26 protein-coding genes are annotated in these 21,117 nt (G+C 66.9%); 19 read left to right on the top strand and 7 right to left on the bottom strand.

The features are described 5' to 3' along the window. Positions 1 to 230 precede the first annotated feature (230 nt). The gene (locus tag TBD_RS02730) at positions 231 to 887 is read left to right on the top strand and encodes a prepilin-type N-terminal cleavage/methylation domain-containing protein (protein WP_011311052.1); all 657 of its coding nucleotides are present in this window, start codon (positions 231 to 233) and stop codon (positions 885 to 887) included. Between the two features lie 65 nt (positions 888 to 952). On the opposite strand, the gene TBD_RS02725 is transcribed toward TBD_RS02730, so the two are convergent. Then, the gene (locus TBD_RS02725; RefSeq protein WP_011311051.1) at positions 953 to 2,929 is read right to left on the bottom strand and encodes a monovalent cation:proton antiporter family protein; all 1,977 of its coding nucleotides are present in this window, start codon (positions 2,927 to 2,929) and stop codon (positions 953 to 955) included. Positions 2,930 to 3,086: 157 nt separating this feature from the next. On the opposite strand from TBD_RS02725, the gene TBD_RS02720 reads away from it, so the two are divergent. The 16 genes from TBD_RS02720 (at position 3,087) to TBD_RS02645 (ending at position 14,267) form a co-directional block, all read left to right on the top strand. Next, the gene (locus TBD_RS02720) at positions 3,087 to 4,073 is read left to right on the top strand and encodes a KpsF/GutQ family sugar-phosphate isomerase (protein ID WP_011311050.1); all 987 of its coding nucleotides are present in this window, start codon (positions 3,087 to 3,089) and stop codon (positions 4,071 to 4,073) included. Then, positions 4,073 to 4,600 (top strand): KdsC family phosphatase, encoded by a 528-nt coding sequence (locus tag TBD_RS02715; protein ID WP_011311049.1) that lies wholly within the window; start codon positions 4,073 to 4,075, stop codon positions 4,598 to 4,600. Before TBD_RS02720 ends, TBD_RS02715 begins: the two co-directional genes overlap by 1 nt. Before the next feature lie 34 nt (positions 4,601 to 4,634). After that, positions 4,635 to 5,207 carry an LPS export ABC transporter periplasmic protein LptC gene (gene lptC, locus TBD_RS02710; protein ID WP_011311048.1) on the top strand — a complete coding sequence of 191 codons (573 nt, stop codon included), beginning with the start codon at positions 4,635 to 4,637 and terminating at the stop codon, positions 5,205 to 5,207. Between the two features lie 4 nt (positions 5,208 to 5,211). Further along, the gene (gene lptA / locus TBD_RS02705) at positions 5,212 to 5,745 is read left to right on the top strand and encodes a lipopolysaccharide transport periplasmic protein LptA (RefSeq protein ID WP_011311047.1); all 534 of its coding nucleotides are present in this window, start codon (positions 5,212 to 5,214) and stop codon (positions 5,743 to 5,745) included. Beyond that, entirely contained in the window at positions 5,742 to 6,464 is a 723-nt protein-coding gene (gene lptB, locus TBD_RS02700) for an LPS export ABC transporter ATP-binding protein (RefSeq protein ID WP_011311046.1), read from the top strand. Before lptA ends, lptB begins: the two co-directional genes overlap by 4 nt. A 67-nt stretch (positions 6,465 to 6,531) precedes the next feature. After that, a complete protein-coding gene (locus tag TBD_RS02695) occupies positions 6,532 to 7,968 on the top strand; it encodes an RNA polymerase factor sigma-54 (RefSeq protein ID WP_011311045.1) in 1,437 nt (478 codons plus the stop codon). A 155-nt stretch (positions 7,969 to 8,123) separates the two neighbouring features. Then, positions 8,124 to 8,459, top strand: a complete 336-nt coding sequence (gene hpf, locus TBD_RS02690) for a ribosome hibernation-promoting factor, HPF/YfiA family (RefSeq protein ID WP_011311044.1) — start codon at positions 8,124 to 8,126, stop codon at positions 8,457 to 8,459. 85 nt (positions 8,460 to 8,544) lie between these two features. After that, positions 8,545 to 9,000, top strand: a complete 456-nt coding sequence (locus TBD_RS02685) for a PTS sugar transporter subunit IIA (RefSeq protein ID WP_011311043.1) — start codon at positions 8,545 to 8,547, stop codon at positions 8,998 to 9,000. Positions 9,001 to 9,006: 6 nt separating this feature from the next. Next, complete coding sequence (hprK, locus tag TBD_RS02680) at positions 9,007 to 9,945, top strand: HPr(Ser) kinase/phosphatase (RefSeq protein ID WP_011311042.1); 939 nt, start codon at positions 9,007 to 9,009, stop codon at positions 9,943 to 9,945. Beyond that, positions 9,945 to 10,781: an RNase adapter RapZ gene (gene rapZ / locus TBD_RS02675; protein WP_011311041.1), complete on the top strand. Its 837-nt coding sequence runs from the start codon at positions 9,945 to 9,947 to the stop codon at positions 10,779 to 10,781. Before hprK ends, rapZ begins: the two co-directional genes overlap by 1 nt. Then, on the top strand, positions 10,781 to 11,143 hold the full coding sequence (locus tag TBD_RS02670) for a NusG domain II-containing protein (protein ID WP_011311040.1): 363 nt from the start codon (positions 10,781 to 10,783) through the stop codon (positions 11,141 to 11,143). Before rapZ ends, TBD_RS02670 begins: the two co-directional genes overlap by 1 nt. Further along, positions 11,124 to 11,672 (top strand): Gx transporter family protein, encoded by a 549-nt coding sequence (locus tag TBD_RS02665; RefSeq protein WP_011311039.1) that lies wholly within the window; start codon positions 11,124 to 11,126, stop codon positions 11,670 to 11,672. The genes TBD_RS02670 and TBD_RS02665 overlap by 20 nt, the downstream gene beginning before the upstream one ends. A 33-nt stretch (positions 11,673 to 11,705) precedes the next feature. Then, positions 11,706 to 12,323 (top strand): flavin prenyltransferase UbiX, encoded by a 618-nt coding sequence (locus tag TBD_RS02660; protein WP_011311038.1) that lies wholly within the window; start codon positions 11,706 to 11,708, stop codon positions 12,321 to 12,323. Continuing rightward, positions 12,320 to 12,916, top strand: a complete 597-nt coding sequence (locus TBD_RS02655; protein ID WP_148202996.1) for an LON peptidase substrate-binding domain-containing protein — start codon at positions 12,320 to 12,322, stop codon at positions 12,914 to 12,916. Before TBD_RS02660 ends, TBD_RS02655 begins: the two co-directional genes overlap by 4 nt. Next, a complete protein-coding gene (locus TBD_RS02650) occupies positions 12,916 to 13,479 on the top strand; it encodes a pyridoxamine 5'-phosphate oxidase family protein (RefSeq protein WP_011311036.1) in 564 nt (187 codons plus the stop codon). Before TBD_RS02655 ends, TBD_RS02650 begins: the two co-directional genes overlap by 1 nt. Before the next feature lie 242 nt (positions 13,480 to 13,721). Next, positions 13,722 to 14,267, top strand: a complete 546-nt coding sequence (locus tag TBD_RS02645; RefSeq protein ID WP_011311035.1) for a PEP-CTERM sorting domain-containing protein — start codon at positions 13,722 to 13,724, stop codon at positions 14,265 to 14,267. A 17-nt stretch (positions 14,268 to 14,284) separates the two neighbouring features. Here TBD_RS02645 and TBD_RS02640 read toward each other — a convergent pair whose 3' ends face one another. Beyond that, positions 14,285 to 15,088 carry a tRNA threonylcarbamoyladenosine dehydratase gene (locus TBD_RS02640; protein WP_011311034.1) on the bottom strand — a complete coding sequence of 268 codons (804 nt, stop codon included), beginning with the start codon at positions 15,086 to 15,088 and terminating at the stop codon, positions 14,285 to 14,287. Between the two features lie 16 nt (positions 15,089 to 15,104). Here TBD_RS02640 and TBD_RS02635 point away from each other — a divergent pair, with 16 nt between their 5' ends. After that, entirely contained in the window at positions 15,105 to 15,305 is a 201-nt protein-coding gene (locus TBD_RS02635; RefSeq protein ID WP_011311033.1) for a DUF2905 domain-containing protein, read from the top strand. Beyond that, a complete protein-coding gene (gene greB / locus TBD_RS02630; protein ID WP_011311032.1) occupies positions 15,302 to 15,865 on the top strand; it encodes a transcription elongation factor GreB in 564 nt (187 codons plus the stop codon). Before TBD_RS02635 ends, greB begins: the two co-directional genes overlap by 4 nt. A gap of 108 nt (positions 15,866 to 15,973) precedes the next feature. Here greB and TBD_RS02625 read toward each other — a convergent pair whose 3' ends face one another. From TBD_RS02625 to dnaX, 5 genes are all read right to left on the bottom strand, one after another. Beyond that, the gene (locus tag TBD_RS02625; RefSeq protein ID WP_011311031.1) at positions 15,974 to 16,816 is read right to left on the bottom strand and encodes a thioredoxin family protein; all 843 of its coding nucleotides are present in this window, start codon (positions 16,814 to 16,816) and stop codon (positions 15,974 to 15,976) included. Between the two features lie 26 nt (positions 16,817 to 16,842). Further along, positions 16,843 to 18,213, bottom strand: a complete 1,371-nt coding sequence (purB, locus tag TBD_RS02620) for an adenylosuccinate lyase (RefSeq protein WP_011311030.1) — start codon at positions 18,211 to 18,213, stop codon at positions 16,843 to 16,845. A gap of 71 nt (positions 18,214 to 18,284) precedes the next feature. Further along, positions 18,285 to 18,878 carry a recombination mediator RecR gene (gene recR, locus TBD_RS02615; RefSeq protein ID WP_011311029.1) on the bottom strand — a complete coding sequence of 198 codons (594 nt, stop codon included), beginning with the start codon at positions 18,876 to 18,878 and terminating at the stop codon, positions 18,285 to 18,287. 16 nt (positions 18,879 to 18,894) lie between these two features. After that, positions 18,895 to 19,218: a YbaB/EbfC family nucleoid-associated protein gene (locus TBD_RS02610; protein ID WP_202943219.1), complete on the bottom strand. Its 324-nt coding sequence runs from the start codon at positions 19,216 to 19,218 to the stop codon at positions 18,895 to 18,897. A gap of 75 nt (positions 19,219 to 19,293) precedes the next feature. Further along, positions 19,294 to 21,039, bottom strand: a complete 1,746-nt coding sequence (gene dnaX / locus TBD_RS02605; protein ID WP_011311027.1) for a DNA polymerase III subunit gamma/tau — start codon at positions 21,037 to 21,039, stop codon at positions 19,294 to 19,296. Between the last annotated feature and the right edge of the window lie 78 nt (positions 21,040 to 21,117).

Below are 21,117 nucleotides of genomic sequence, written 5' to 3'. Positions count from 1 at the left end.
GGAAGTCGGAACGGAGCATGCCATGCTAACGGCATTTCCTGCCTTAAATCGAGCATCGGGGTCGGTGACGGCAGTTCGCCGCACACGTCGTGTTTTCGACATCACCGCCCATGCACCGACGCAGACCTCAATTTTTTTCGTTTTTTGGAACAGCCATTTACGAGGGTGTCGCCGACGAGGCATAAATTTTGCACGCCCTCCGGCACGCGATTCCAGACCGGAGATTCACCATGCGCCCCCGCCAATTCGCCCGCCGCCAAGCTGGCTTCACGCTGATCGAAATCGCGATCGTGCTGGTCATTATCGGCCTGCTGCTCGGTGGAATTTTGAAGGGGCAGGAACTTATCAATAGCGCACGGGTGAAAAACCTCGCCTCTGATTTTCGTAACGTTCCGGTATTCATCTACGGCTATCAGGACCGGTTCAAGGCGCTTCCAGGTGATGACAGTGCGGCTGTCGCCCATGTGGGGACGACGGCCGTGACTCCCGGGGCGGGCGATGGTGATGGTGTCATCGAAGGCAGCTGGGACAGCGCGAACGAAACCACACCCAAAGAAACCTTTTTGTTCTGGCAGCACGTACGTCTGGCCGGGCTAGCGCCTGGAACAACTAGTCTAGCCGCTACCGATTATCAGCCACGGAATGCCGCCGGTGGGATCATTGGCGTCCAGAGCACCGCTCCCTTCACAGGGATGACCGGCACTTATTTCATCTGTTCCGGCTCCATCCTGGGAAGACATGCCAAACAACTCGATGCCCAACTCGATGACGGCAATACGGCGACAGGCTCCCTAATGGTCGGCACGGTGGCCAGCACGGCGGGGGCGGCCACTGCAACGACCAGTGTGGCCGATTCCACCACGTACACCGTTTGCATGGGCGTATAAGTCCCGCGTTTCTTTTCGGTCCGTCGCTGAGGGCGTCCCGACCGGACTAGCGCTCGGAGAACGCTTCAGCCCTGCAATAACCTGAACTCCGCCGCCGCCAGCCCCCCGGCGCCGCCCCGTAACACCAGCACGTCGCCCACGCGGATTTCGGCCTCGGGCTGCGGGTCGACGCCCTTGATGCCCTGACGGCGGATCGCGACCACCTCGACCGCCAATTCGTCCAAGGCCAGTTCCGCGAGCGTGTGCCCCGCCGCGGCCGAGCCCTGGGTGATCAGCACGGTGTTCAGGCGCGGCTGGCTCTGCTGGTCGAGTTCGTGGTCGACGTCGCTCGCGCCACGGAAAAACCCGCGCATCAGCGCGTAACGCGTGTCGCGGACGTCACGCACCCGCCTCAGCACCTGGGCGAGCGGCACGCCGAGCAGCATCAGCGCGTGCGAGGCGAGCATCAGCGAGCCTTCCATCACTTCCGACACGACTTCGGCCGCGCCGGCCGCCTTCAAGGCGTCGATATGGGTGTCGTCGATCGTGCGCACGATGACCGGGACCTCCGGTCGCAGCTCGCGCACATGACGCAGGATGGCCATGCTCGAATGCACGTCGGAATAGGTGACAACGACGGCCTGCGCCCGGCTCAAGCCCGCGGCGACCAGCACTTCACGCCGGCTCGCATCGCCGTAGACGGCCGAAACGCCTGACGCTGCGACCGCGCGGATGCGCTCGGGGTCGGCGTCGAGTGCGATAAAGGTGATGCCTTCGGCCTCGAGCAGGCGCGCCAGATTCTGGCCGCTGCGCCCGTAGCCGCAGACGATCACGTGGCGGGTCTTGCCGAAGCTCTTGATCGAAATGTCGTGCACTTCCTTGGCGCGCCCGGACCACTCGCTGCCGGCAAGAAGCCGCGTGAGGGTGTCCATCCGGTGGATCAGCAGCGGAGCGATCAGCATCGACAGCACCATCGCGGCGAGCAGCGGCTGGGCGACCTCGACGCCGAGCAGCCTGAGGTCGGCCGCCTGCGCGAGCAGAACGAAGCCGAATTCGCCCGCCTGCGCGAGCCCAAGAGCGGTGCGCCACGCGGTCGGCCGGCCACTGCCGAAGGCCATTGCGAGACCCGCGACGAGCACGCCCTTGCCGATGACGATCGCCGCGACGATCATGAGCACGTCGGCCCAGTCGAGCATCACCTGCGTGGGGTCGAGACGCATGCCGATCGTGACGAAGAACAGGCCCAGGAGCACGTCCCGGAAAGGCTTGATGTCGTCCTCGACTTGGTAGCGGTATTCGGTCTCGGACACCAGCATGCCAGCGAGGAAGGCCCCGAGCGCCAGCGACAGGCCGGCGCTCTCGGTCAGGAAGGCGAGGCCGAGCGTGAAAAGCAGCAAATTGAGGGTGAAAAGCTCGGGCGACTTGTGCCCCGCGACCCACTGGAACCACGGCCGCATGACGCGCTGACCGACGAACAGTAGGAAGCCGAGGACGACCGTCGCCTTGAGCAAGGCCAGACCGAGGGTCGCGGCCATCGCGTCCGATTCCTTGGCAAAAGCCGGGATCAGGATCAGCAGCGGCACCACTGCGAGATCCTGAAACAGCAGCGCCCCGAAGATCTGGCGTCCGTGCGAGGTCTGCACCTCGAGCCGTTCGGTCAGCATTTTCGAGACGATCGCGGTCGACGACATCGACATGATGCCGCCGACGGCGAGCGCGGCGAGCGGGGGCAATCCGAGCATCCAGGCGACCGCGGCGCTGAGGACAATGGTCAGCACGACCTGTGCGCCGCCGAAGCCGAACACGGTCATGCGCATTGTCATCAGACGCGGCAGGCTGAATTCGAGGCCGATCGAAAACATCAGGAACACGACGCCGAATTCGGCCAGATAACGCGCCTCGTCGCTGTCCGGAATCCAGCCGAGCGCGAACGGGCCGATCGCGATCCCGGTGACGAGATAGGCGAGCATGGTCGGCAGGCGCAGCGCACGCGCCGCGGCCGCCACCAGCACCGCCACCGCGAGCAGGATCAGGACGAGCTGAAGGCTGCTACCGGAGTGCATGCGAAGTGTCGGTGGCGCGGGTGGGTGCTGAAGTCGGCGTCCTCGTGAAGGGCATGCGGTCGTCGATGGCTGAGTGTTATTCGGGGGGGCGCGATACGCTCGGCCGGACGCAAGGAAATGGGCGGCGTAAACGCGGCGTTTAGTATACTTGCCGCCCATGCAAGTCCAATCCCTCTCCGCCGAACATTCACTCGCGCTCGCGCGTCAGGTCCTCGAGATCGAAGCCGACGCGCTGCATACCGTTTCGACACGTCTCGATCACGGATTTGCCGACGCCGTTCGCCTGATCCTCGCCTGCACCGGGCGGGTCGTCGTCTCCGGGATGGGCAAATCGGGGCACGTCGGTAGCAAGATCGCCGCCACCCTCGCGTCGACCGGAACGCCGGCATTTTTCATGCATCCCGGGGAAGCGAGCCACGGCGACCTCGGCATGATCGCGCACGACGACGTCGTACTCGCGCTGTCCAATTCCGGCGAAAGCAGCGAGATCGTCTGCATCGTGCCGCTCATCAAGCGACGCGGCGCGAAGCTCGTCGCGATGACCGGCAACCCGGCGTCGACGCTCGCGCGCGAGGCCGATGCCCACCTCAACGCCAAGGTCGACAAGGAGGCGTGTCCGCTCAACCTCGCGCCGACCGCGAGCACGACGGCGGCACTCGCGCTCGGAGACGCGCTCGCGGTCGCCCTGCTCGACGCACGCGGTTTTTCGGCCGACGATTTCGCGCGCACCCACCCGGGCGGCAGCCTCGGGCGGCGGCTGCTCGTTCATGTCGCCGACGTCATGCACGGCGGCGACGCGCTGCCGAAAGTCGGGCGCGACGCGACGCTCAAGGCCGCGCTGTTCGAAATGACCAAAAAGGGCCTGGGCATGACCGCCGTGGTCGATGCCGACGACCGCGTCGTCGGGCTCTTCACCGACGGCGACCTGCGTCGGACGCTCGAACATGCTCTCGACATCCAGCACGCGAAAATCGCCGACCTCATGACACCGAACCCGAAGACGATCCGCGCGGACGAACTCGCCGCCGCGGCAGTGGAGAAAATGGAGACGCTGAAAATCAACGGTCTGCTCGTCGTCGACGCCGACAATCGCCTGGTCGGCGCCCTCAACATGCACGACCTGCTGAAAGCGGGGGTGGTGTGATGGCCGACGACGCGATCGCCCGGGCGCGAAAAATCCGCCTCATCGCCTTCGACGTCGACGGCGTCATGACCGACGGCACGCTGTTCCTCGCCGACGACGGACAGGAATACAAGGGCTTCAACTCGCTCGACGGCCACGGCCTCAAGATGCTTCAGCGCAGCGGCGTCGCGCTTGCAATCATCACCGGGCGGACGTCGCGCGTGGTCGAGCACCGCGCGCGCAACCTCGGCATCGACATCGTTCATCAGGGCGCGCACGACAAGCTGGTCGTCTACCAGGCGCTCTGCCGCGAACTCGCCATCGACCCCGAGGCCACGGCCTACATGGGCGACGACGTGGTCGACCTGCCGGTCATGCGCCGCGCCGGTCTCGCGATCACCGTCCCCGCAGCCCCCGAACTGGTGAAGGCCCACAGCCATTACACAACGCGGCGCGAGGCCGGGCGCGGCGCGGTCCGCGAAGCCTGCGAATTCCTGATGCGCGCCCAGGGCACGCTCGACGCGGCGCTCGCCCCCTACCTGCAATGAAGGCCCGCGGGCTGCGGGCGGCCGGTCCGACGCAATGATTTCCCGGGGTTCGCTGTGGCTGCCGCTCGCGATTCTGCTGTTGCTCGCCGCGTTGAGCTTCGCGATCGAGCGCGCCGTGCAGGTCACGCCTGCGCCCGAACACGCCGCTGAAAGCGATCCGGAGGGCATCATGGAAAACTTCGACGCCTTGCGCACCGACGCGACCGGACGTCCGCAATACCGCCTCTCGGCCAAACGGCTCAAGCACTACACCGGCAGCAGGCTCACCGAGCTCGAGCTGCCGCGCTTCGTGCAGATCGATCCCGAAGCCGGCGAAATCCGCGCCGCGGCGCGCGAAGCGACGATCTCGCCGACCGGCGACGAGGTCGACCTGCGCGGCGACGTCAACGTCGTCCGCGCCGCCCACGCGGGGCAGTCGGCCATGACCCTGCGCACCGCACGGCTGCTCGTGTTTCCCGAGCAGGACCAGCTGCGGTCGCCGGGGCCCGTCGACATCCGCGACGACCTGCTGACCGTGCGCGCAGGCGCCATGCACTACGACGCGCGGCTTCGCGTGATCAAACTGAGCGGACGGGTCCACACCCGTTACCTTCCCCGGAGAAACTAGCGCCATGCGAACCCCGATCACCCCCCTGTGCGCCGCGCTCTGGCTCGCGCTCCTGGCCGCGCCTGCGCATGCCGAGACCGCCGACCGCGACAAGCCGATCAATCTCGAAGCGGACACAGTGACGCTCGACGACATCAAAAAAGTCAGCGTCTACCAGGGCAATGTGATTCTCACCCAGGGCACCCTGACGCTGCGCGCCGACCGCATGCAGTTGACGCAGAACGCCGCGGGCCTCGACAAGGTCAGCGCGACCGGGCGCCCCGTCGCGTTCCGGCAGAAGGTCGACGGGCGCGACGAATTCATCGAGGGCTTCGCGGCGCGCATCGAATTCGACAACACGACGAGCGAACTCGACCTCATCGGCGACGCACGACTGCGCCGAGGCGAGGACGAGCTGCGCGGCGCGCGGATTTCGTACAACAGCGACAGCGGTTTTTACAAGGTCGTCGGCCAGAACGGCGCCGGTAGCCCGGGCGGGCGCGTACGCGCGGTCATCCGCCCCAAACCGCGCGGCGAGCAGCCGGCAGCGCAACCATGAGTCAGATATCGGTTCAAGGCTTGCGCAAGACCTACGGCAAGCGCACCGTCGTGCACGACGTGTCGTTCGACGTCAAAAGCGGCGAGGTCGTCGGGCTGCTCGGCCCCAACGGGGCCGGCAAGACGACCTGCTTCTACATGGTCGTCGGCCTGGTCGCCGCGGACGGCGGCACCGTGCACCTCGACACGCACAACCTCACCCACATGGCGATCCACCAGCGCGCGCGCCTCGGCCTCTCCTACCTCCCGCAGGAGCCGTCGATCTTCCGCAAGATGACGGTCGAGGAAAACATCCTCGCCATTCTCGAACTCAAGCCCTACAGCGAGGAGGAGCGCGAGGAGCACCTCGACAACCTGCTCGAGGACCTGCACATCGCCCACCTGCGCGAGGCCTCGGCGGTCAGCCTGTCGGGCGGCGAACGCCGGCGCGTCGAGATCGCACGGGCGCTCGCGATCAACCCGCGTTTCGTCCTGCTCGACGAGCCCTTCGCCGGTGTCGACCCGATCGCGGTGCTCGACATCCAGAAGCTGGTCCATTTCCTGGTCGAACGCGAAATCGGCGTCCTCATCACCGACCATAACGTGCGGGAGACGCTCGGCATCTGCGACCGCGCATACATCATCAACGACGGCCGCGTGCTGACCGCCGGCACGCCCGAGCACATCATCCAGGACGAGAACGCACGCAAGTTCTACCTCGGCGAAAATTTCCGTCTCTGATGAGACGAAACGGGAAACGCGCTACACTCCGTTCAAGTCGGCACGATTTTTGCCGTAGTCAGAATCCATGAAACACAGCCTCCAGCTCAAGCTCGGTCAGCATCTCACGCTGACGCCTCAGCTGCAGCAGTCGATCCGGCTGCTGCAGCTGTCGACGCTCGAGTTGAACCAGGAACTCGAGCAGATGCTGCAGGACAATCCGCTGCTCGAACGCGAGGACGACGACGAGGCGAACCACGCCGCGACCGAAGCACCGGCGCACACCGCGGAAGCCGAAGCGCAAAGCAGCGAAACGCCGCAACTCGAGCGCGCCGAGGCGGAGCCCGTGACGACGCTCGACGACTCCGACTGGAACGACTACAGCGCCGGCAGTGCCGACGAGGACGAGGACGGCGATTACGCCCAAGGTTCGGTCGCGGGCGCGACGCTGCGCGAACACCTGCTCAACCAGCTGATCGTGAGCCCGCTCACCGTGCGCGACCGCGTGCTCGTCGCCGCACTCATCGACGATCTCGACGAAGCCGGTTTCCTCACCCAGCCGCTCGAAGACATCACGGCGAGCCTGCGCGACGAACTCGAGGACCTCGAGCACGAGGAAGTCGAAACCGCGCTCAAGCACCTGCAGAACATGGACCCGACCGGCGTCGGCGCGCGCAATCTGGCCGAATGCCTGACGCTGCAACTGCGCGCCCTTCCCGACGACACGCCGGTGCGCGCGGCAGCGATGCGGCTCACCACGCACTATCTCGAGCTGCTGGCGGCGCGCGACGTCGGCAAGCTGAAAAAAATGCTCGGGATCGACGATCCGACGCTGCGCGCGGCGCGCGCGCTGATCCTCTCGCTCAATCCGCGGCCCGGCTCGGCCTTCAGCGCCGAACAGACGCACTACGTCATCCCCGACGTCTACGTGCGCAAGGTCAAGGGCATGTGGATCGCGAGCCTGAACGCCGACGCGATGCCCAAGCTGCGGGTCAACCGCGTCTACGCCGACATCCTGGCGCGACATCGCGAATCGGGCGGCAGCCAGCTCGCGAGCCAGCTACAGGAGGCGCGCTGGCTGATCAAGAACGTCCAGCAACGCTTCGACACGATCCTGCGCGTCTCTCAGGCGATCGTCGATCGGCAGAAGCATTTCTTCGAGCACGGCGAGGTCGCGATGCGGCCGCTGGTGCTGCGGGAGATCGCCGACGCGGTCGATCTGCACGAATCGACGATCTCGCGCGTGACGACGCAGAAATTCATGATGACCCCGCGCGGCCTCTACGAACTCAAGTACTTCTTCGGCAGCCACGTCGCGACCGACAACGGCGGCGCGTGCTCGTCGACCGCGATCCGCGCGCTGATCAAGCAGTTGATCGCCGCCGAAAGCGGCAAGAAGCCGTTGTCCGACGGTCAGCTCGCCGACGTCCTCGGCCAGCAGGGCATCGTCGTCGCGCGCCGAACGGTAGCCAAATACCGCGAGTCGCTGCAGATCCCTCCGGCCAACATGCGCCGCGCCCTCTGAGGCGTCACGCGCCCCTCCGAGGCCGCCCGGCGGCAATGGAGCGAGGCGCTTGAATGTCTCCGGCTTTCGTCTCAGAATGAAATCGAGCGAGGGTTTGCTCCTGAAAAACGGCATCGGTCCGGCTTTCAGTATTCACCCGCAGACTAGGAGGCTTTATGAATTTGACGATTTCCGGCCATCACCTGGAAGTGACCCCAGCCATCCGCAACTACGTTTCCGAGAAGCTCGACCGCGTCAAGCGCCACTTCGACCACGTCATCAACGTCACCGTGATCATGCAGGTCGAAAAACTGGTCCACAAGGTCGAGGCCACGCTGCACGTCAAGGGACATGATTTCCATGCCCGCGGCGAAGACGGCAACATGTACGCCGCGATCGATTTCCTCGCCGACAAACTCGATCGCCAGATCGTCAAGCACAAGGAAAAACTGTCCGAGGTCCATCAGGAAGCTGGCGGCCTCAAGCACCAGCCGACCGAAAACCCGGCCTGACGGCCCGGCCGAATGGCCGCGCCCGGGGGTTGCTCCGGGCGTATAATCGCGATCGCGGGCCTTACATCCGGGCCTCGCAACAGGCATGAACCTAATCGCCCCCCTTCTCACTCCTGCCACCACGCTTCTGGACGTCTCGTTCAGCAGCAAGAAAAAGCTGTTCGAGCATGCGGCCGAACTGTTCGCGCAGACGCACGGGCTCAAGGCGTCCGACATATTCAGCAGCCTGTTCGAGCGTGAACGGCTCGGCTCCACGGCGCTCGGCTACGGCATCGCGATTCCGCACGGCCGCATCAAGGGGCTTCAGGACGCGGCCGGCGCGTTCTACCGCCTGAGCACGCCGCTCGAGTTCGACGCGCCCGACAACCAACCGGTCTCGCTGTGTTTCGTTTTGCTCGTCCCGAAGGACGCGAACGAAGCGCATCTGCAGATCCTCGGCGAACTCGCGCAGTTGTTCGGTGACGAAGGCATGCGTGCCCGCATGTTCGAAGCCGCCTCGCCTTCGGATCTGATCGCACTGGTCGCGGCCTGGTCCGGTTAGCGGCGCATGGAGGAAGGCGCGCGCGTTTCGGTCGAGACCCTGTTCCGCGACATGGCGGGACAAGTCGACCTGCAATGGGCCGCGGCCCAGCAGGGCGGCGAACGCAGCCTTTCCTCGGAGCCGACCGTCGCGCTGATCGGCCACCTCAACTTCGTCCACCCCAACCGCATCCAGGTGCTCGGCAACGCCGAGATGAACTACCTGCGCAGCCTCACCGACATCGGGCTGCGCGACGCCATCGCCCATCTGTTCTCGAGCGAACTCGCCGCCGTCGTCGTTGCCAACGGCGAGGGCGTGCCCGCTGTGCTGCTCGAGGGCGCCGAGCGCACCCAGACGCCGCTTTTCACGTCGTCGCTGCCAAGCCCGGTATTGATGTCGACGCTCGGCCACTATCTGCGGCAGCAGCTCGCCGAGACCGTATCGGTCCACGGCGTGTTTCTCGAAGTGCTCGGGACGGGCATCCTGATCAAGGGCGACGCCGGCGTCGGCAAAAGCGAACTCGCCCTCGAGCTGATCACGCGCGGCCATCGCCTGGTCGCCGATGACGTCGTCGAACTCAAGCACGTCGCGCCCGAAACGCTCGAAGGCAGCTGCCCGCCACTGATCCGCGACTTCCTCGAGGTGCGGGGCCTCGGCATCCTCAACATCCGCTTCCTGTTCGGCGAAATGGCGGTCAAGCCGCACCAGAACCTGCGGCTCATCGTCGAACTCGTGCATCCTGAGGAGATCGGCGAGGTCGGGCTCAACCGCCTCGACATGGTAGCGTCGACGCAGACGATACTCGGCGTCGCGATTCCCAAGGTCCGCGTGCCGGTCGCGGCAGGCCGCAACCTCGCGGTCCTGGTCGAGGTCGCGGTGCGCAACCACATCCTCAAGACGCGTGGGATCAACCCGGTCGAGCAATTCATCAAGCGCCAGCAGGCGGCGATCAACGGGGAAGACTGATGCAGATCGTTCTGGTGTCCGGACTGTCGGGCTCGGGCAAGAGCATCGCCACTGCAGTGCTCGAAGACGTCGGCTACTACTGCGTCGACAACCTGCCGCTCGCGATGCTGCAGCCGCTGGTCGAATACCTGAAGCAGGAAGGCTACGCGCGGGTCGCGATCGCGATCGACGCGCGCAGCGGCGCGAGTTTTGCGCAATTGCCGCAGATCGCCGAGAACCTGCGCGCGCAGGGCGCCGATCTCAGGGTGATTTTCCTCGAAGCGAAGACGCTGTCGCTGGTCAAACGCTTTTCCGAGACGCGCCGGCGTCACCCGCTGTCCAGCGACACGGTGTCGCTGCCCGAAGCGATCCAGCTCGAACGCGAGACGCTCGCCGACGTCGCGCCGCTCGCGCACCGCATCGACACGAGCGACCTCTCCGCGTCGGCACTGCGGCTGTGGATCAAGGATCTGGTCGGACCGGATCGCTCGCGCATCACGCTGCTGTTCGAATCCTTCGGCTTCAAGCACGGCATCCCGCTCGACGCCGACCTCGTGTTCGACGTCCGCTGCCTGCCCAATCCGCACTATGTCGAGGAGCTGCGCCCATTCACCGGGCGCGACCCGGGGGTGAGGGAATTCCTCGAAGCGAGCCCGGACGCGATGGCGCTGCTCGCCGACATCCGCGGTTTCGTCGAAAACTGGCTGCCCTGCTTCATTCGCGACCACCGCGCCTACCTGACCGTGGCGATCGGCTGCACCGGAGGACGCCACCGCAGCGTCTACTTCGCCGAGACGCTGGCTGCGGCGTTCCAGGCGCGCGAGCAGGTGCTGGTGCGCCACCGGGAGCTGTCCTGATGCTCTTACGCGCCGGCGATTTCGCGGTCGTCGCCGCCGGCGGCGTGCTCGTGGCGGCCCTCGCCTTTTACGCGTGGAACGGCGATCGTGGCGACACCGCCGTCATTCGCGCGGCTGGCCAGATCGTACAGACCGCCCCGCTCACCCGCGGGCAAATCTTCGCCGTCGCCGGGCCGCTCGGCATCACGCGCATCCAGATCGAGCCGGGGCGCGCGCGTGTGCTCGCCGATCCGTCGCCGCGCCAGCTCTGCGTCAAGCAAGGCTGGCTCTCGCTCTCGGGCCAGGCGGCGCTATGCCTGCCGAACCAGGTCAGCGTGGAGATCCGCGGCCGCAAGCCGGCCTATGACACGCTCGGTTATTGAGCTCCCCGTCACCGCCGACGACCGCAGGATCGCGCGGCTCGCGGCGGTGGCGATCGGCATCACGCTCGCCGAAGCGGCGATCCCGAGTCCGGTGCCCGGGATCAAGCCCGGCCTTGCCAACATCGTCGTGCTGCTCGTGCTGCTGCAATACGGCTGGCGGACTGCGGCCTGGGTCTCGGCGATGCGCGTGCTGGCCGGCAGTCTGCTCCTGGGCAGTCTGTTCGCGCCCGGCTTCTGGTTGTCCGCGGCGGGGGCGACGGTCAGCCTGCTCGTTCTCGGACTCGCGCGCCATCTGCCCGCACGCTATTTCGGACCGGTCAGCCTCTCGATACTTGCGGCTTTCGGACACATCGGAGGACAGCTCGCGCTCGCCGGCTGGTGGCTCCTGCCGGGCGCGGCGCTGATCGGCCTCATCCCGGTATTCGCCGCCGCCGCGCTGATCTTCGGCACCGTAAACGGCGTCGTCGTCGCGCGCCTGCGCGCAGCCCCCGACGCCGGCGGGCCGCCCGCCGCGGGCGCCGCGCAGTAGATTATTGACCGCATCCGGGCGACAATCCGCGCCATGCACACCGCCCCCAAGACCGTCACACTCGCGCTGTCCGGCGCCTCGGGCATGGCCTACGGCCTGCGTCTGCTCGAATGCCTGCTCGCCGCCGACGTCCGCGTCTACCTGCTTTTGTCCCAGGCGGCGCACGTCGTCGCCAAGCAGGAACTCGGCATCGCGCTTCCCGCGCGGCCGTGCGATCTCGAAGGGCAGCTTCGCGAAAGCCTGTGCGTGGGCGACGGCCAGTTGCGCGTGTTCGGACGTGAAGACTGGAACGCGCCGGTCGCCTCGGGCTCCAACCCGGCCGACGCGATGGTCGTCTGTCCGTGTTCGATGGGCACACTCGCCGCGATCGCGCACGGCCTTGCGGACAACCTGATCGAACGTGCCGCCGACGTGATGCTGAAGGAGCAGAAGAAGCTCGTGCTCGTGCCGCGCGAGGCGCCGTTTTCCACGCTCCATCTCGAGAACATGCTCGCGCTGTCGCGCATGAATGCCGTGATCCTGCCGGCCAATCCCGGGTTCTATCACCGTCCGCGCTCGATCGAGGACGTCGTCGACTTCATCGTCGCGCGCATCCTCGACCAGCTCGACATCGCGCACGCCTTGATCCCGCGCTGGGCCGAAGAGGGGTGAGCGGCCGGGTGGCGCAAGCAGGGCTGCCTCTGTTTCCGCTCAACACCCTGGTCTTTCCGGGCGGGCGGCTGCCGCTGCGGGTGTTCGAGCAGCGCTATATCGACATGGTCAAGCGCGCGATCGCGGAGGACTCTGTCTTCGGCATCTGCGCGATCCGAGAGGGGCGGGAAACCGGAACGCCTGCCGTGCCCTACCCGGTCGGCACGGTCGTGCGGATCACCGAGTGGGACATGCCCGAGGCCGGCATTTTCCATATCGAGACGCAGGCCGCACACCGTTTCGTCATCCGCCGCAGCGCCGTCGAGCCGGATGGGCTGCTCGTGGCGAGCGTCGAGGACGTGAGTGCCGAGCCGCCCACCGCGGTTCCCGACGAGCTCGGCCTGGCGGTTGAAATCCTGCGCCACATCGTGGATGAGTACGGCGACGCACGCTTCCCTGCGCCGCACGCCTACGACGACGCGGTCTGGGTCAGCTACCGGCTGTCGGAGGTCCTTCCGCTGAAACTCAGCGTGAAGCAGAACCTGCTCGAAATGAACGACAGCGTCACGCGCCTGCGCATCCTCAACGAGTTTCTCAAGCGGCAGATCAACTGATGGCACGTTTCTATCCCGCACTCGAGGCCCGACACCGCGCCTTCATCGCCGCCCAGAAGGTCTTTTTCACTGCGAGCGGCACGGCCGATGGCCGCCTCAACCTCTCGCCCAAGGGCATGGACAGCGTGCGCGTGCTGTCCGACGTGCGCGTCGCCTACCTCGATCTCACCGGCAGCGGCAACGAAACCGCGGCCCACCTCAGGCACGACGGCCGACTCACGATGATGTGGTGCAGCTTCGACGCCGATCCGCTGATCCTGCGCGCCTACGGCCGCGGCCGCGTCGTGCGTCGCCAGGACGCAGAGTGGGCCGCGCTTCGTCACCACTTCGCCGACCTGCCCGGCGAGCGGCAAATCATCGTGCTCGACATCGACTCGGTGCAGACCTCGTGCGGCTACGCGGTGCCGCGCTACCGCTACCTCGGCGAGCGCGAAACCCTTGCGCGCTGGGTCGAAAAGAAAGGGCCGGTCGGCCTTGTCGAGTACTGGCGGGAGAAAAACCAGGTCAGCGTCGACGGCCTGCCGACGGGCCTGCTCGACGACGCGGCCCCCGATCCGTCCTGATCGGGCGCCCTCGAGCAATACGCCCGGCGGCGGATAGAGGTCGGCTCCGCACGAATGCTCGGAGCGCGCCCCCCGGGGCGTCAAGTCGGAATTGTCTGATATGGGCGTCGGACTTCTTTACATCCCCGCACTCGCCGAGGGCGAATGCGCTGACGAATCAACACGTCTCCGGGGCGGCACCGTTCTTGCTTTTCCGGCCTCCATAACAAACATAAACCCCGATCCTGTTTGGAGGAGTATTCATGACACTGCGCACACTCGGTCTTCTGGCCGGTCTAGCCCTGGCGAGCAGCGCCCAGGCGGTCACGCTGCAACTAGTCGACACACACTATCTCGGCGCCTTCGACGGCGGCGAACTCTACGGCGAGCTCTTCGCGGTCGCCGACGCGGGCACGATCGATCACGCCCTCAGCTTTGACATCACCGGCGGGCTTTACGCCGGTTCCGGCGTCTTCGATCTTTCTCTGGGCAACATCACCGACATCACGGGGCTCAGCGCGATCATCTTCAAAGGCGCAAGCAGCACGCCCTACGTGACCTTCACCCCGGTCTCGGGGGGAGACCTCCTGATGCTGCCAACCGGCACCTATTTCGGCGTCGGCAACTACACGCTGCAGATCGAGGGCGAGGCCATAGGCAGCGGGCTGTTCGGCCTTCCTGCCGGGTCCTACATCATCGGCGCCGCGACGCTCGCGGTTCCCGAGCCCGAAACCTGGGCCATGCTGCTCGCCGCGCTCGGCCTCGTGGTTCTACGCGTACGCGCCGCAGGCAAGGCCGACCCCGCCTGAGCGGATTCCCTGTCCGCTCAGACGCCGGCCGCGCCGGCGTTTTTTTCGCCCGGGTTTTGCGGCGGCGGGGCGACCGCCGGGGCTTCCGTGGCTGCCGACCCGCCAGCGATCATCTTCCGAACGACTGCCCCCGCCAGCATGAGGCCGAACAAGGGCGGCATGTAGCTGATCGTGCCGTTGACCGCGCGCGCGCGACCGCGCCCCTCGACCGGCTGCGGCGGCAGCGGCGCGCGCCCGGGTTCGTCCGAAAAAATGGTCAGCACGCCTTTCGCGATGCCGCGTTTGCGCAACCGCTTGCGCATGACCGCGGCGAGCGCGCACATGCTGGTTTTCGAAATGTCAGCCAGCCGGATGCGGCTCGGGTCGAGCTTGTTCCCCGCGCCCATGCTCGAAGCGACGTTGAGCCCGCGTTCGACGCTGCTCGCGACGAGCGCGACCTTGCAGTTGAGCGAGTCGATGCAGTCGACGACGAAGTCGACGTCGGCCGGGACGCGCTCGGCGACGGTCTCGGGGATCAGGAATTCGCGCACGACGACGACTTCGCACGCCGGATTGATGTCGCGGATGCGCGCGGCCATGACGTCGACCTTGGCCTGCCCGACCGTCGACAGCAGCGCGGGAAGCTGGCGGTTGATATTCGACGCGGCGACGACGTCGTGGTCGACGAGGGTCAGCCGCCCCACCCCGGCGCGGGCAAGCGCCTCCGCGCAATACGAGCCGACGCCGCCGAGCCCCGCGACGAGGACGTGTGCGCGCGCGAGCCGAGCCTGCTCGGCTGGATCGAGCAATATCCGGGTGCGTTCGAACTGGGGCGCGTCCATCGACTAAAATCTCCTCATGTTGAAGTGGTTGCTTACGCTGCTTGCAGCCCTGCTGGTGCTCGGACTGCTCACCCCCTGGCTCACTCGGCTCGGCTTCGGCCGGCTGCCGGGAGACGTGCGCATCGCGCGCGGCCGCCGGACATTCTACTTCCCCTTCACCAGCGTCATTCTCTCGTCGCTGCTGCTCTCCCTGCTTGCTTACCTACTGGGCCGATGAACAAAGCTTTCGTCAAGGAAACCGACGCCGACGACGCGGACGACGGCGCCGAGATCGCCGCACCGGCCCTGCCGGCTGGCGCCAAGAACTATATGACGCCGGCCGGCTACGCGCGGCTCGACGCCGAATTCAATCAGCTGTGGAAGGTCGAGCGCCCCAAGCTCGTCGAAACGATCTCGTGGGCGGCAAGCAACGGCGATCGCTCGGAAAACGGCGACTACATCTATGGCAAGAAGCGTCTGCGCGAAGTCGACCGCCGCATCCGCTTCCTGTCCAAGCGGCTCGAGCACGCCGAGGTCGTCGACCCGGCGACGCGCGCGGCGACCGACCAGGTGTTTTTCGGCGCGACCGTCACCGTCGCCGACGCGGACGGCAGCGAATCCACCTACGCGATCGTCGGCCTCGACGAAGCCGACGCGAGCCGCGGGCGCATCGCCTGGATGTCGCCGATGGCGCGCGCACTGCTGAAGGCGCGCGAGGGCGACACCGTCGTGGTGCAGACGCCCGACGGGCGTCGCGAGGTCGAGATCATCGAGGTGCGCTACGTCGCGCTGGAGTAGGGGTCGCGGGTCAGGGGTCAGGGGTCGGGATTCAGGGCCGGTGAGGCCCAGGCCCTGTTGATTTCGTGGCCTCCCGGCCGCGCATCGCCCGAGCCCTACCTCTTCGCCTCAATTGAGCGCGCTTGCCAGCAGGCGACGGTAGCGGCTCACCAGTTCGCCCGGGCCAAGCAGGTTGAACACCGAAAGCAGCGTCTTGCGGCCGACATCGTCCTCGAAACTGCGGTCGCGGCGCACGATTTCGAGCAACGCGTCCATGCCCGCTTCGTATTGACCCGCGGCGACGAGCAGGTTGGCGAGCTGGAGCCGTGCGCCGTGGTCATTCTCGTTCGCCGCCAGGCGCGCCCGCAGCGCGTTCTCGTCCTCGCCCGCCGCGCCGGTGAACCGCAGGCGCGCCTTCAGCTGCGCCACACGCGGATCGGCGTCGTCCGGCACGCTGGCGAGCAGGCGGCTCGCTTCATCCGCCTCGCCGAGGTCGAGCATGTTTTCTGCCGCGTCGAGACGCACGCCGAGGTGGGCAGGATCGAGTCTGGACGCCTCGGCCAGGCGCTCGAGGGCGGCCGCCGAGTCGCCTCGGGCGCGGGCATCGGCGGCCTGCTCGCGCAGCGCCTCGGCGGGGCTCGGAATCAGCCGGTCGAGAAACGCGCGCACCTCGCCCTCGGGCAGCGCGCCCGAGAACTCGTCCACCTGCTGGCCGTCGATGAACGCCTTGACGCTTGGGATGCCGCGCACACCGTAGCGCGCGGCGAGTTCCTGGTTATCGTCGGAGTTGACCTTGGCGAGCAGGAACTTGCCGCCATATTCGGCCGCGAGCTTCTCGAGCACAGGCTTGAGCGACTTGCACGGCCCGCACCACGGCGCCCAGAAGTCGACGACGACCGGGCGGCGCTTCGACTCCTCGAGCACCCATTGGGTAAAGTCGGCCAGGCCGACGTCGAGAGCATGTTCAGACATGAGGCCTCCGTTTCGATTGTCGCGAATCAGATCTGCCGCGCCAGCTCCGCCGCCTTGCCCGTGTAGGACGCCGGTGACATGGCTTTCAGGCGGTCCTTCTCGCCCGCGGGGATCGCCAAGCCGTCGATGAACGCATGCAGCGTCTCGCGGCTCATGCCGCCTTTGCCGCGCGTGAGGTCCTTCAACTGCTCGTAGGGGTTGGCGACGCCGTAGCGGCGCATGACGGTCTGGATGGGCTCGGCGAGCACTTCCCAGTTGGCGTCGAGGTCGGTCGCCAGCGCCGCGGGGTTCGCCTCGAGTTTGCCAAGGCCGCGCAGGCAGGATTCGTAGGCGAGCAGGCTGTAGCCGAAGCCGACCCCCATGTTGCGCAGCACGGTCGAGTCGGTGAGGTCGCGCTGCCAGCGCGAGACCGGGAGCTTTTCAGCGAGATGGCGCAGGACTGCGTTGGCAAGACCGAGGTTGCCCTCGCTGTTCTCGAAGTCGATCGGGTTGACCTTGTGCGGCATCGTCGACGACCCGACCTCGCCGGCCTTGGTCTTCTGCTTGAAGTAGCCGAGCGAGATGTAGCCCCAGACGTCGCGGTCGAGGTCGATGAGTACGGTGTTGGTGCGCGCGATCGCGTCGTAAAGCTCGGCCATCGCGTCGTGCGGCTCAATCTGTACGGTATAGGGATTGAAGCTGAGCCCGAGATGGCCGACAAAATCGCTCGCGAAGCCTTCCCAATCGAGGTCGGGGTAGGCCGACAGATGGGCGTTGTAATTGCCGACGGCGCCGTTGATCTTGCCGAGCAGCTCGACCGCGCCGATGCCGTCCCAGGCGCGCCGCAGACGGTAGACGACGTTGGCGAGCTCCTTGCCGACCGTGGTCGGCGACGCCGGCTGGCCGTGGGTCCGCGACAGCATCGGCAGGTCGGCGAGTTCGTGGGCGAGGTCGCTCAGGCGCGCGATGAGCTTCTCCAGCGCGGGCAGCAGGACCGCGTCGCGCGCGCCCTTGAGCATCAGCGCGTGCGACAGGTTGTTGATGTCTTCCGAGGTGCACGCGAAATGGATGAACTCGGAGACCGCGCCGATCTCGGCGTTGTCCCGGGTTTTTTCCTTGAGGAAATATTCGACCGCCTTGACGTCGTGGTTGGTCGTCGCCTCGATCGCCTTCACGCGCTCCGCGTCCGCGACAGAAAAACGGTCGGCGATGGCGTCGAGCAGCGCGATCGCACCGTCGGAGAAGGCCGGGACCTCCGTGATCGCGGGTTCGGCCGCGAGCGCCTTCAGCCATTCGATCTCGACGATGACGCGGTACTTGATCAGCGCGTACTCGCTGAAGAAGTCGCGGAGCGCGGCAGTCTTGCCGCCGTAGCGGCCGTCGAGGGGGGAAAGGGCGGTCAGTGCGGTCAGTTCCATTGCGTCATCCGAAAGTGAGTGTGTCCGTTTTTTATCCTGCGTCGCCCGGGGGCGTCGCGGTGCGGCGCCGCCTACAGCGCGCGGCGGTCGCGCACCGCCTGGGCGAGCGTGCCGCTGTCGACGTATTCGAGTTCGCCGCCGACCGGCACGCCGCGCGCCAGGCGGCTGACCTTGAGGCCGCGCGCCTTGAGCAACTCGCCTATCGTGTGGGCGGTCGCCTCACCCTCGGGCGTGAAGTTGGTCGCGAGTATGACTTCCTCTACGGTGCCGTCGAGCGCACGGTTGATCAGGCGGTCGAGATGGATCTCGCGCGGCCCGATGCCGTCGAGCGGCGACAGCCGCCCCATCAGCACGAAGTACAGCCCATTGTAGCTTTGCGTGGCTTCCATCATGTTGAAGTCGGCCGGCATCTCGACCACGGCGAGCTGCCGCCGGTCGCGCCGCGTGCTCGCGCAGACCTCGCAGACTTCCGCTTCGGAAAAATTGTTGCACAGGCGGCAGTGGTGCAGATGGGTCAATGCATGACCGAGCGCGCCGGCCAGCGTCTCCGCGCCGCGCCGGTCGCGCTGGAGCAGGTGATAGGCCATGCGCGCCGCTGACTTGGGGCCTACCCCCGGCAACACGCGCAGCGCGTTGATCAGGCTTTCCAGCGCGGCGGGTTGCATCTCGCGCTCGGGCCGCTCAGAAAGGCAGCTTCATCCCGGGTGGAATCGGCAGGCCGGCGGTGACGCCGGCCATCTTTTCCTGCACGGTCGTCTCGACCTTGCGTACGGCGTCGTTGACGGCCGCCGCGACGAGGTCCTCGAGCATTTCCTTGTCGTCGGACATCAGGCTCGGGTCGATCGCGACGCGACGCACGTCGTATTTGCAGGTCATCGTGACCTTGACCATGCCGGCGCCGCTCTGCCCCTCGATTTCGATCTCGGCGAGCTTGGCCTGCATCTTGGCCATGTTCTCCTGCATCTGTTGCACCTGCTTCATCATGTTGCCGATGCCGCCCTTGATCATGCTGTTTCTCCTGATGTCCCGAGTCGGGTCAATGTTGATCGCGTGCTCGCCCGCGCGCTGAGGCCTGCCGGCTCAGGGCGCCAGCGGCTGGATGGTTGAAGCCTCGACCTGGCCGCCGAACTGCTCGACCAGTTCGCGCACGAACGGGTCCGCCTCGATCGCGGCGATGGCTTCGGCCTGGCGCGCTTCCTTGATCCGCGTGCGCACCTGTTGCGGCGTCTGATCTGCCGCGCTGCCGACCTCGAAGGTGATCTGGAGCGCCGGCCCGTACTTCTCGCGCAGCGCGCCAGTGAGCCGGTCCTGATAGGCGCGGTCGAGCAGATGCTTGTGCGCTTCGCCGACCCGCAGCGTGACCGAGTCGCCTGTCTGCGCGACGAGTTCGCAATGGTCGGCGAGCATCTTGGCCATGCCCCCGAGCCGGAGCCCCGCGACGACGGCGAGCCAGTCCCATTGCGCAGCGGGTGCCGGCTCGGCGGCGACGAACGGCGCGTCCGGCGGAGCCGCAGCAGCGCGAGGGGAGTCGGCGTCCTCGGCTGCGAGCGGCTCAGCGGAGGCCACCTGGCGGGCGGCTTCCGGTTGCTGCAAAGGCGCTGGCGCTGCGGCCGGGACGCGGGCCGGCGCAGGTGCGGCGAGGGGGGCAGCGGCCGGCGTCGAGTCCGCCGAGGCGACAGGGGCGCGTCCGCCCCCCGGGCTGCGCGGCGTGGGATCGGTCGCCGGCGCGAAGGCCAGCATGCGCAGCAGCGTCATGCAGAACCCGGAAAACTCGTCGGGCGCGTAAGGCAGGTCGCGGCGGCCGTTCAGCGCGATCTGGTAATAGAGCTGAACCGTTTCGGCGTCGAGCTTTTCGGCGGCCGCGCGTGTCCGCTCGGCGTCCGCGCCGTCCTCGACGGCGCCCGGCGCGTGCAGCACGAGCGCCAGTTGGGTCAGCAGGTTGCCAAGGTCCTGCAGCGTCGCGTCGAACGCGATGCCGCGTTCGGCGAGCAGGCGCGCCTGCGTCATGAGCGCGTCGCCGTCACCCGCCGCCAGCGCGTCGAGCAGGTCGAACAGATAATCGCGACGCACGGTGCCGAGCATCGCCTCGACCGCTGCCGCCTCGATCCTGCCGCCGCCGTAGGCGATCGCCTGGTCGGTCAGCGAGAGCGCGTCGCGCATGCTGCCGGCGGCCGCGCGCGCGAGCAGGTTCAGCGCGGCAGGTTCCGCGTCGACGCGCTCCTGGGCGAGCACGTCACCGAGGTGCCCGGCCACGAGCGCGGGCGTCATCGGCTTGAGGTTGAACTGCAGGCAGCGCGACAGCACCGTCACCGGAATCTTCTGCGGATCGGTCGTCGCGAGGATGAACTTGACGTGCGCGGGCGGTTCTTCAAGCGTCTTCAGCATCGAGTTGAAGGCCGGCTTCGAGAGCATGTGCACTTCGTCGATGATGTAGACCTTGTAGCGGCCGACGGTCGGCGCGTATTGCGCGTTGTCGAGCACCTCGCGCATGTTGTCGACGCCGGTGTTCGACGCCGCGTCGAGCTCGAGCAGGTCGACGAAGCGTCCCGCGTCGATCTGGGTGCACGCCGAGCAGGTCCCGCAAGGCGTCGCACTCACGCCGCTTTCGCAATTCAGGCACTTGGCGAGAATCCGCGCCAGCGTGGTCTTGCCGACGCCGCGCGTGCCGGTGAGCAGGTAGGCGTGATGCAGTCGCCCCTGGGTCAGCGCGTTCGACAGCGCCTGCACGACATGCTCCTGGCCGCGCAGATCGGCAAACGCGCGCGGCCGCCATTTGCGCGCCAGCGCCATTGCGGGGGAAGCGGATTCGCCGAAGAGGTCAGTCATGGGTGATGTCGGTGGCTATGGCCATTCCTGGCCGCATTCGGGCGGAGGCAAGGCGGCGCGCCGCAGACAGTACAGATC

It is taken from the genome of Thiobacillus denitrificans ATCC 25259 (assembly GCF_000012745.1).
GTDB classification, from domain to species: Bacteria; Pseudomonadota; Gammaproteobacteria; order Burkholderiales; family Thiobacillaceae; genus Thiobacillus; species Thiobacillus denitrificans_B.
This window is presented reverse-complemented; position numbering and strand designations above follow the sequence as displayed.

What these genes read in the sequence shown, in the direction of transcription:
- TBD_RS02625 (WP_011311031.1), bottom strand. Translation starts at nt 16,816, where the DNA reads ATGTCTGAACATGCTCTCGACGTCGGCCTGGCCGACTTTACCCAATGG.
- TBD_RS02725 (WP_011311051.1), bottom strand. Translation starts at nt 2,929, where the DNA reads ATGCACTCCGGTAGCAGCCTTCAGCTCGTCCTGATCCTGCTCGCGGTG.
- lptA (WP_011311047.1), top strand. Translation starts at nt 5,212, where the DNA reads ATGCGAACCCCGATCACCCCCCTGTGCGCCGCGCTCTGGCTCGCGCTC.
- dnaX (WP_011311027.1), bottom strand. Translation starts at nt 21,039, where the DNA reads ATGACTGACCTCTTCGGCGAATCCGCTTCCCCCGCAATGGCGCTGGCG.
- greB (WP_011311032.1), top strand. Translation starts at nt 15,302, where the DNA reads ATGAACAAAGCTTTCGTCAAGGAAACCGACGCCGACGACGCGGACGAC.
- TBD_RS02660 (WP_011311038.1), top strand. Translation starts at nt 11,706, where the DNA reads ATGCACACCGCCCCCAAGACCGTCACACTCGCGCTGTCCGGCGCCTCG.
- TBD_RS02670 (WP_011311040.1), top strand. Translation starts at nt 10,781, where the DNA reads ATGCTCTTACGCGCCGGCGATTTCGCGGTCGTCGCCGCCGGCGGCGTG.
- TBD_RS02715 (WP_011311049.1), top strand. Translation starts at nt 4,073, where the DNA reads ATGGCCGACGACGCGATCGCCCGGGCGCGAAAAATCCGCCTCATCGCC.
- TBD_RS02645 (WP_011311035.1), top strand. Translation starts at nt 13,722, where the DNA reads ATGACACTGCGCACACTCGGTCTTCTGGCCGGTCTAGCCCTGGCGAGC.
- hpf (WP_011311044.1), top strand. Translation starts at nt 8,124, where the DNA reads ATGAATTTGACGATTTCCGGCCATCACCTGGAAGTGACCCCAGCCATC.
- lptB (WP_011311046.1), top strand. Translation starts at nt 5,742, where the DNA reads ATGAGTCAGATATCGGTTCAAGGCTTGCGCAAGACCTACGGCAAGCGC.
- lptC (WP_011311048.1), top strand. Translation starts at nt 4,635, where the DNA reads ATGATTTCCCGGGGTTCGCTGTGGCTGCCGCTCGCGATTCTGCTGTTG.
- TBD_RS02640 (WP_011311034.1), bottom strand. Translation starts at nt 15,088, where the DNA reads ATGGACGCGCCCCAGTTCGAACGCACCCGGATATTGCTCGATCCAGCC.
- recR (WP_011311029.1), bottom strand. Translation starts at nt 18,878, where the DNA reads ATGCAACCCGCCGCGCTGGAAAGCCTGATCAACGCGCTGCGCGTGTTG.
- rapZ (WP_011311041.1), top strand. Translation starts at nt 9,945, where the DNA reads ATGCAGATCGTTCTGGTGTCCGGACTGTCGGGCTCGGGCAAGAGCATC.
- TBD_RS02695 (WP_011311045.1), top strand. Translation starts at nt 6,532, where the DNA reads ATGAAACACAGCCTCCAGCTCAAGCTCGGTCAGCATCTCACGCTGACG.
- TBD_RS02720 (WP_011311050.1), top strand. Translation starts at nt 3,087, where the DNA reads ATGCAAGTCCAATCCCTCTCCGCCGAACATTCACTCGCGCTCGCGCGT.
- TBD_RS02650 (WP_011311036.1), top strand. Translation starts at nt 12,916, where the DNA reads ATGGCACGTTTCTATCCCGCACTCGAGGCCCGACACCGCGCCTTCATC.
- TBD_RS02685 (WP_011311043.1), top strand. Translation starts at nt 8,545, where the DNA reads ATGAACCTAATCGCCCCCCTTCTCACTCCTGCCACCACGCTTCTGGAC.
- hprK (WP_011311042.1), top strand. Translation starts at nt 9,007, where the DNA reads ATGGAGGAAGGCGCGCGCGTTTCGGTCGAGACCCTGTTCCGCGACATG.
- purB (WP_011311030.1), bottom strand. Translation starts at nt 18,213, where the DNA reads ATGGAACTGACCGCACTGACCGCCCTTTCCCCCCTCGACGGCCGCTAC.
- TBD_RS02665 (WP_011311039.1), top strand. Translation starts at nt 11,124, where the DNA reads ATGACACGCTCGGTTATTGAGCTCCCCGTCACCGCCGACGACCGCAGG.
- TBD_RS02730 (WP_011311052.1), top strand. Translation starts at nt 231, where the DNA reads ATGCGCCCCCGCCAATTCGCCCGCCGCCAAGCTGGCTTCACGCTGATC.
- TBD_RS02635 (WP_011311033.1), top strand. Translation starts at nt 15,105, where the DNA reads ATGTTGAAGTGGTTGCTTACGCTGCTTGCAGCCCTGCTGGTGCTCGGA.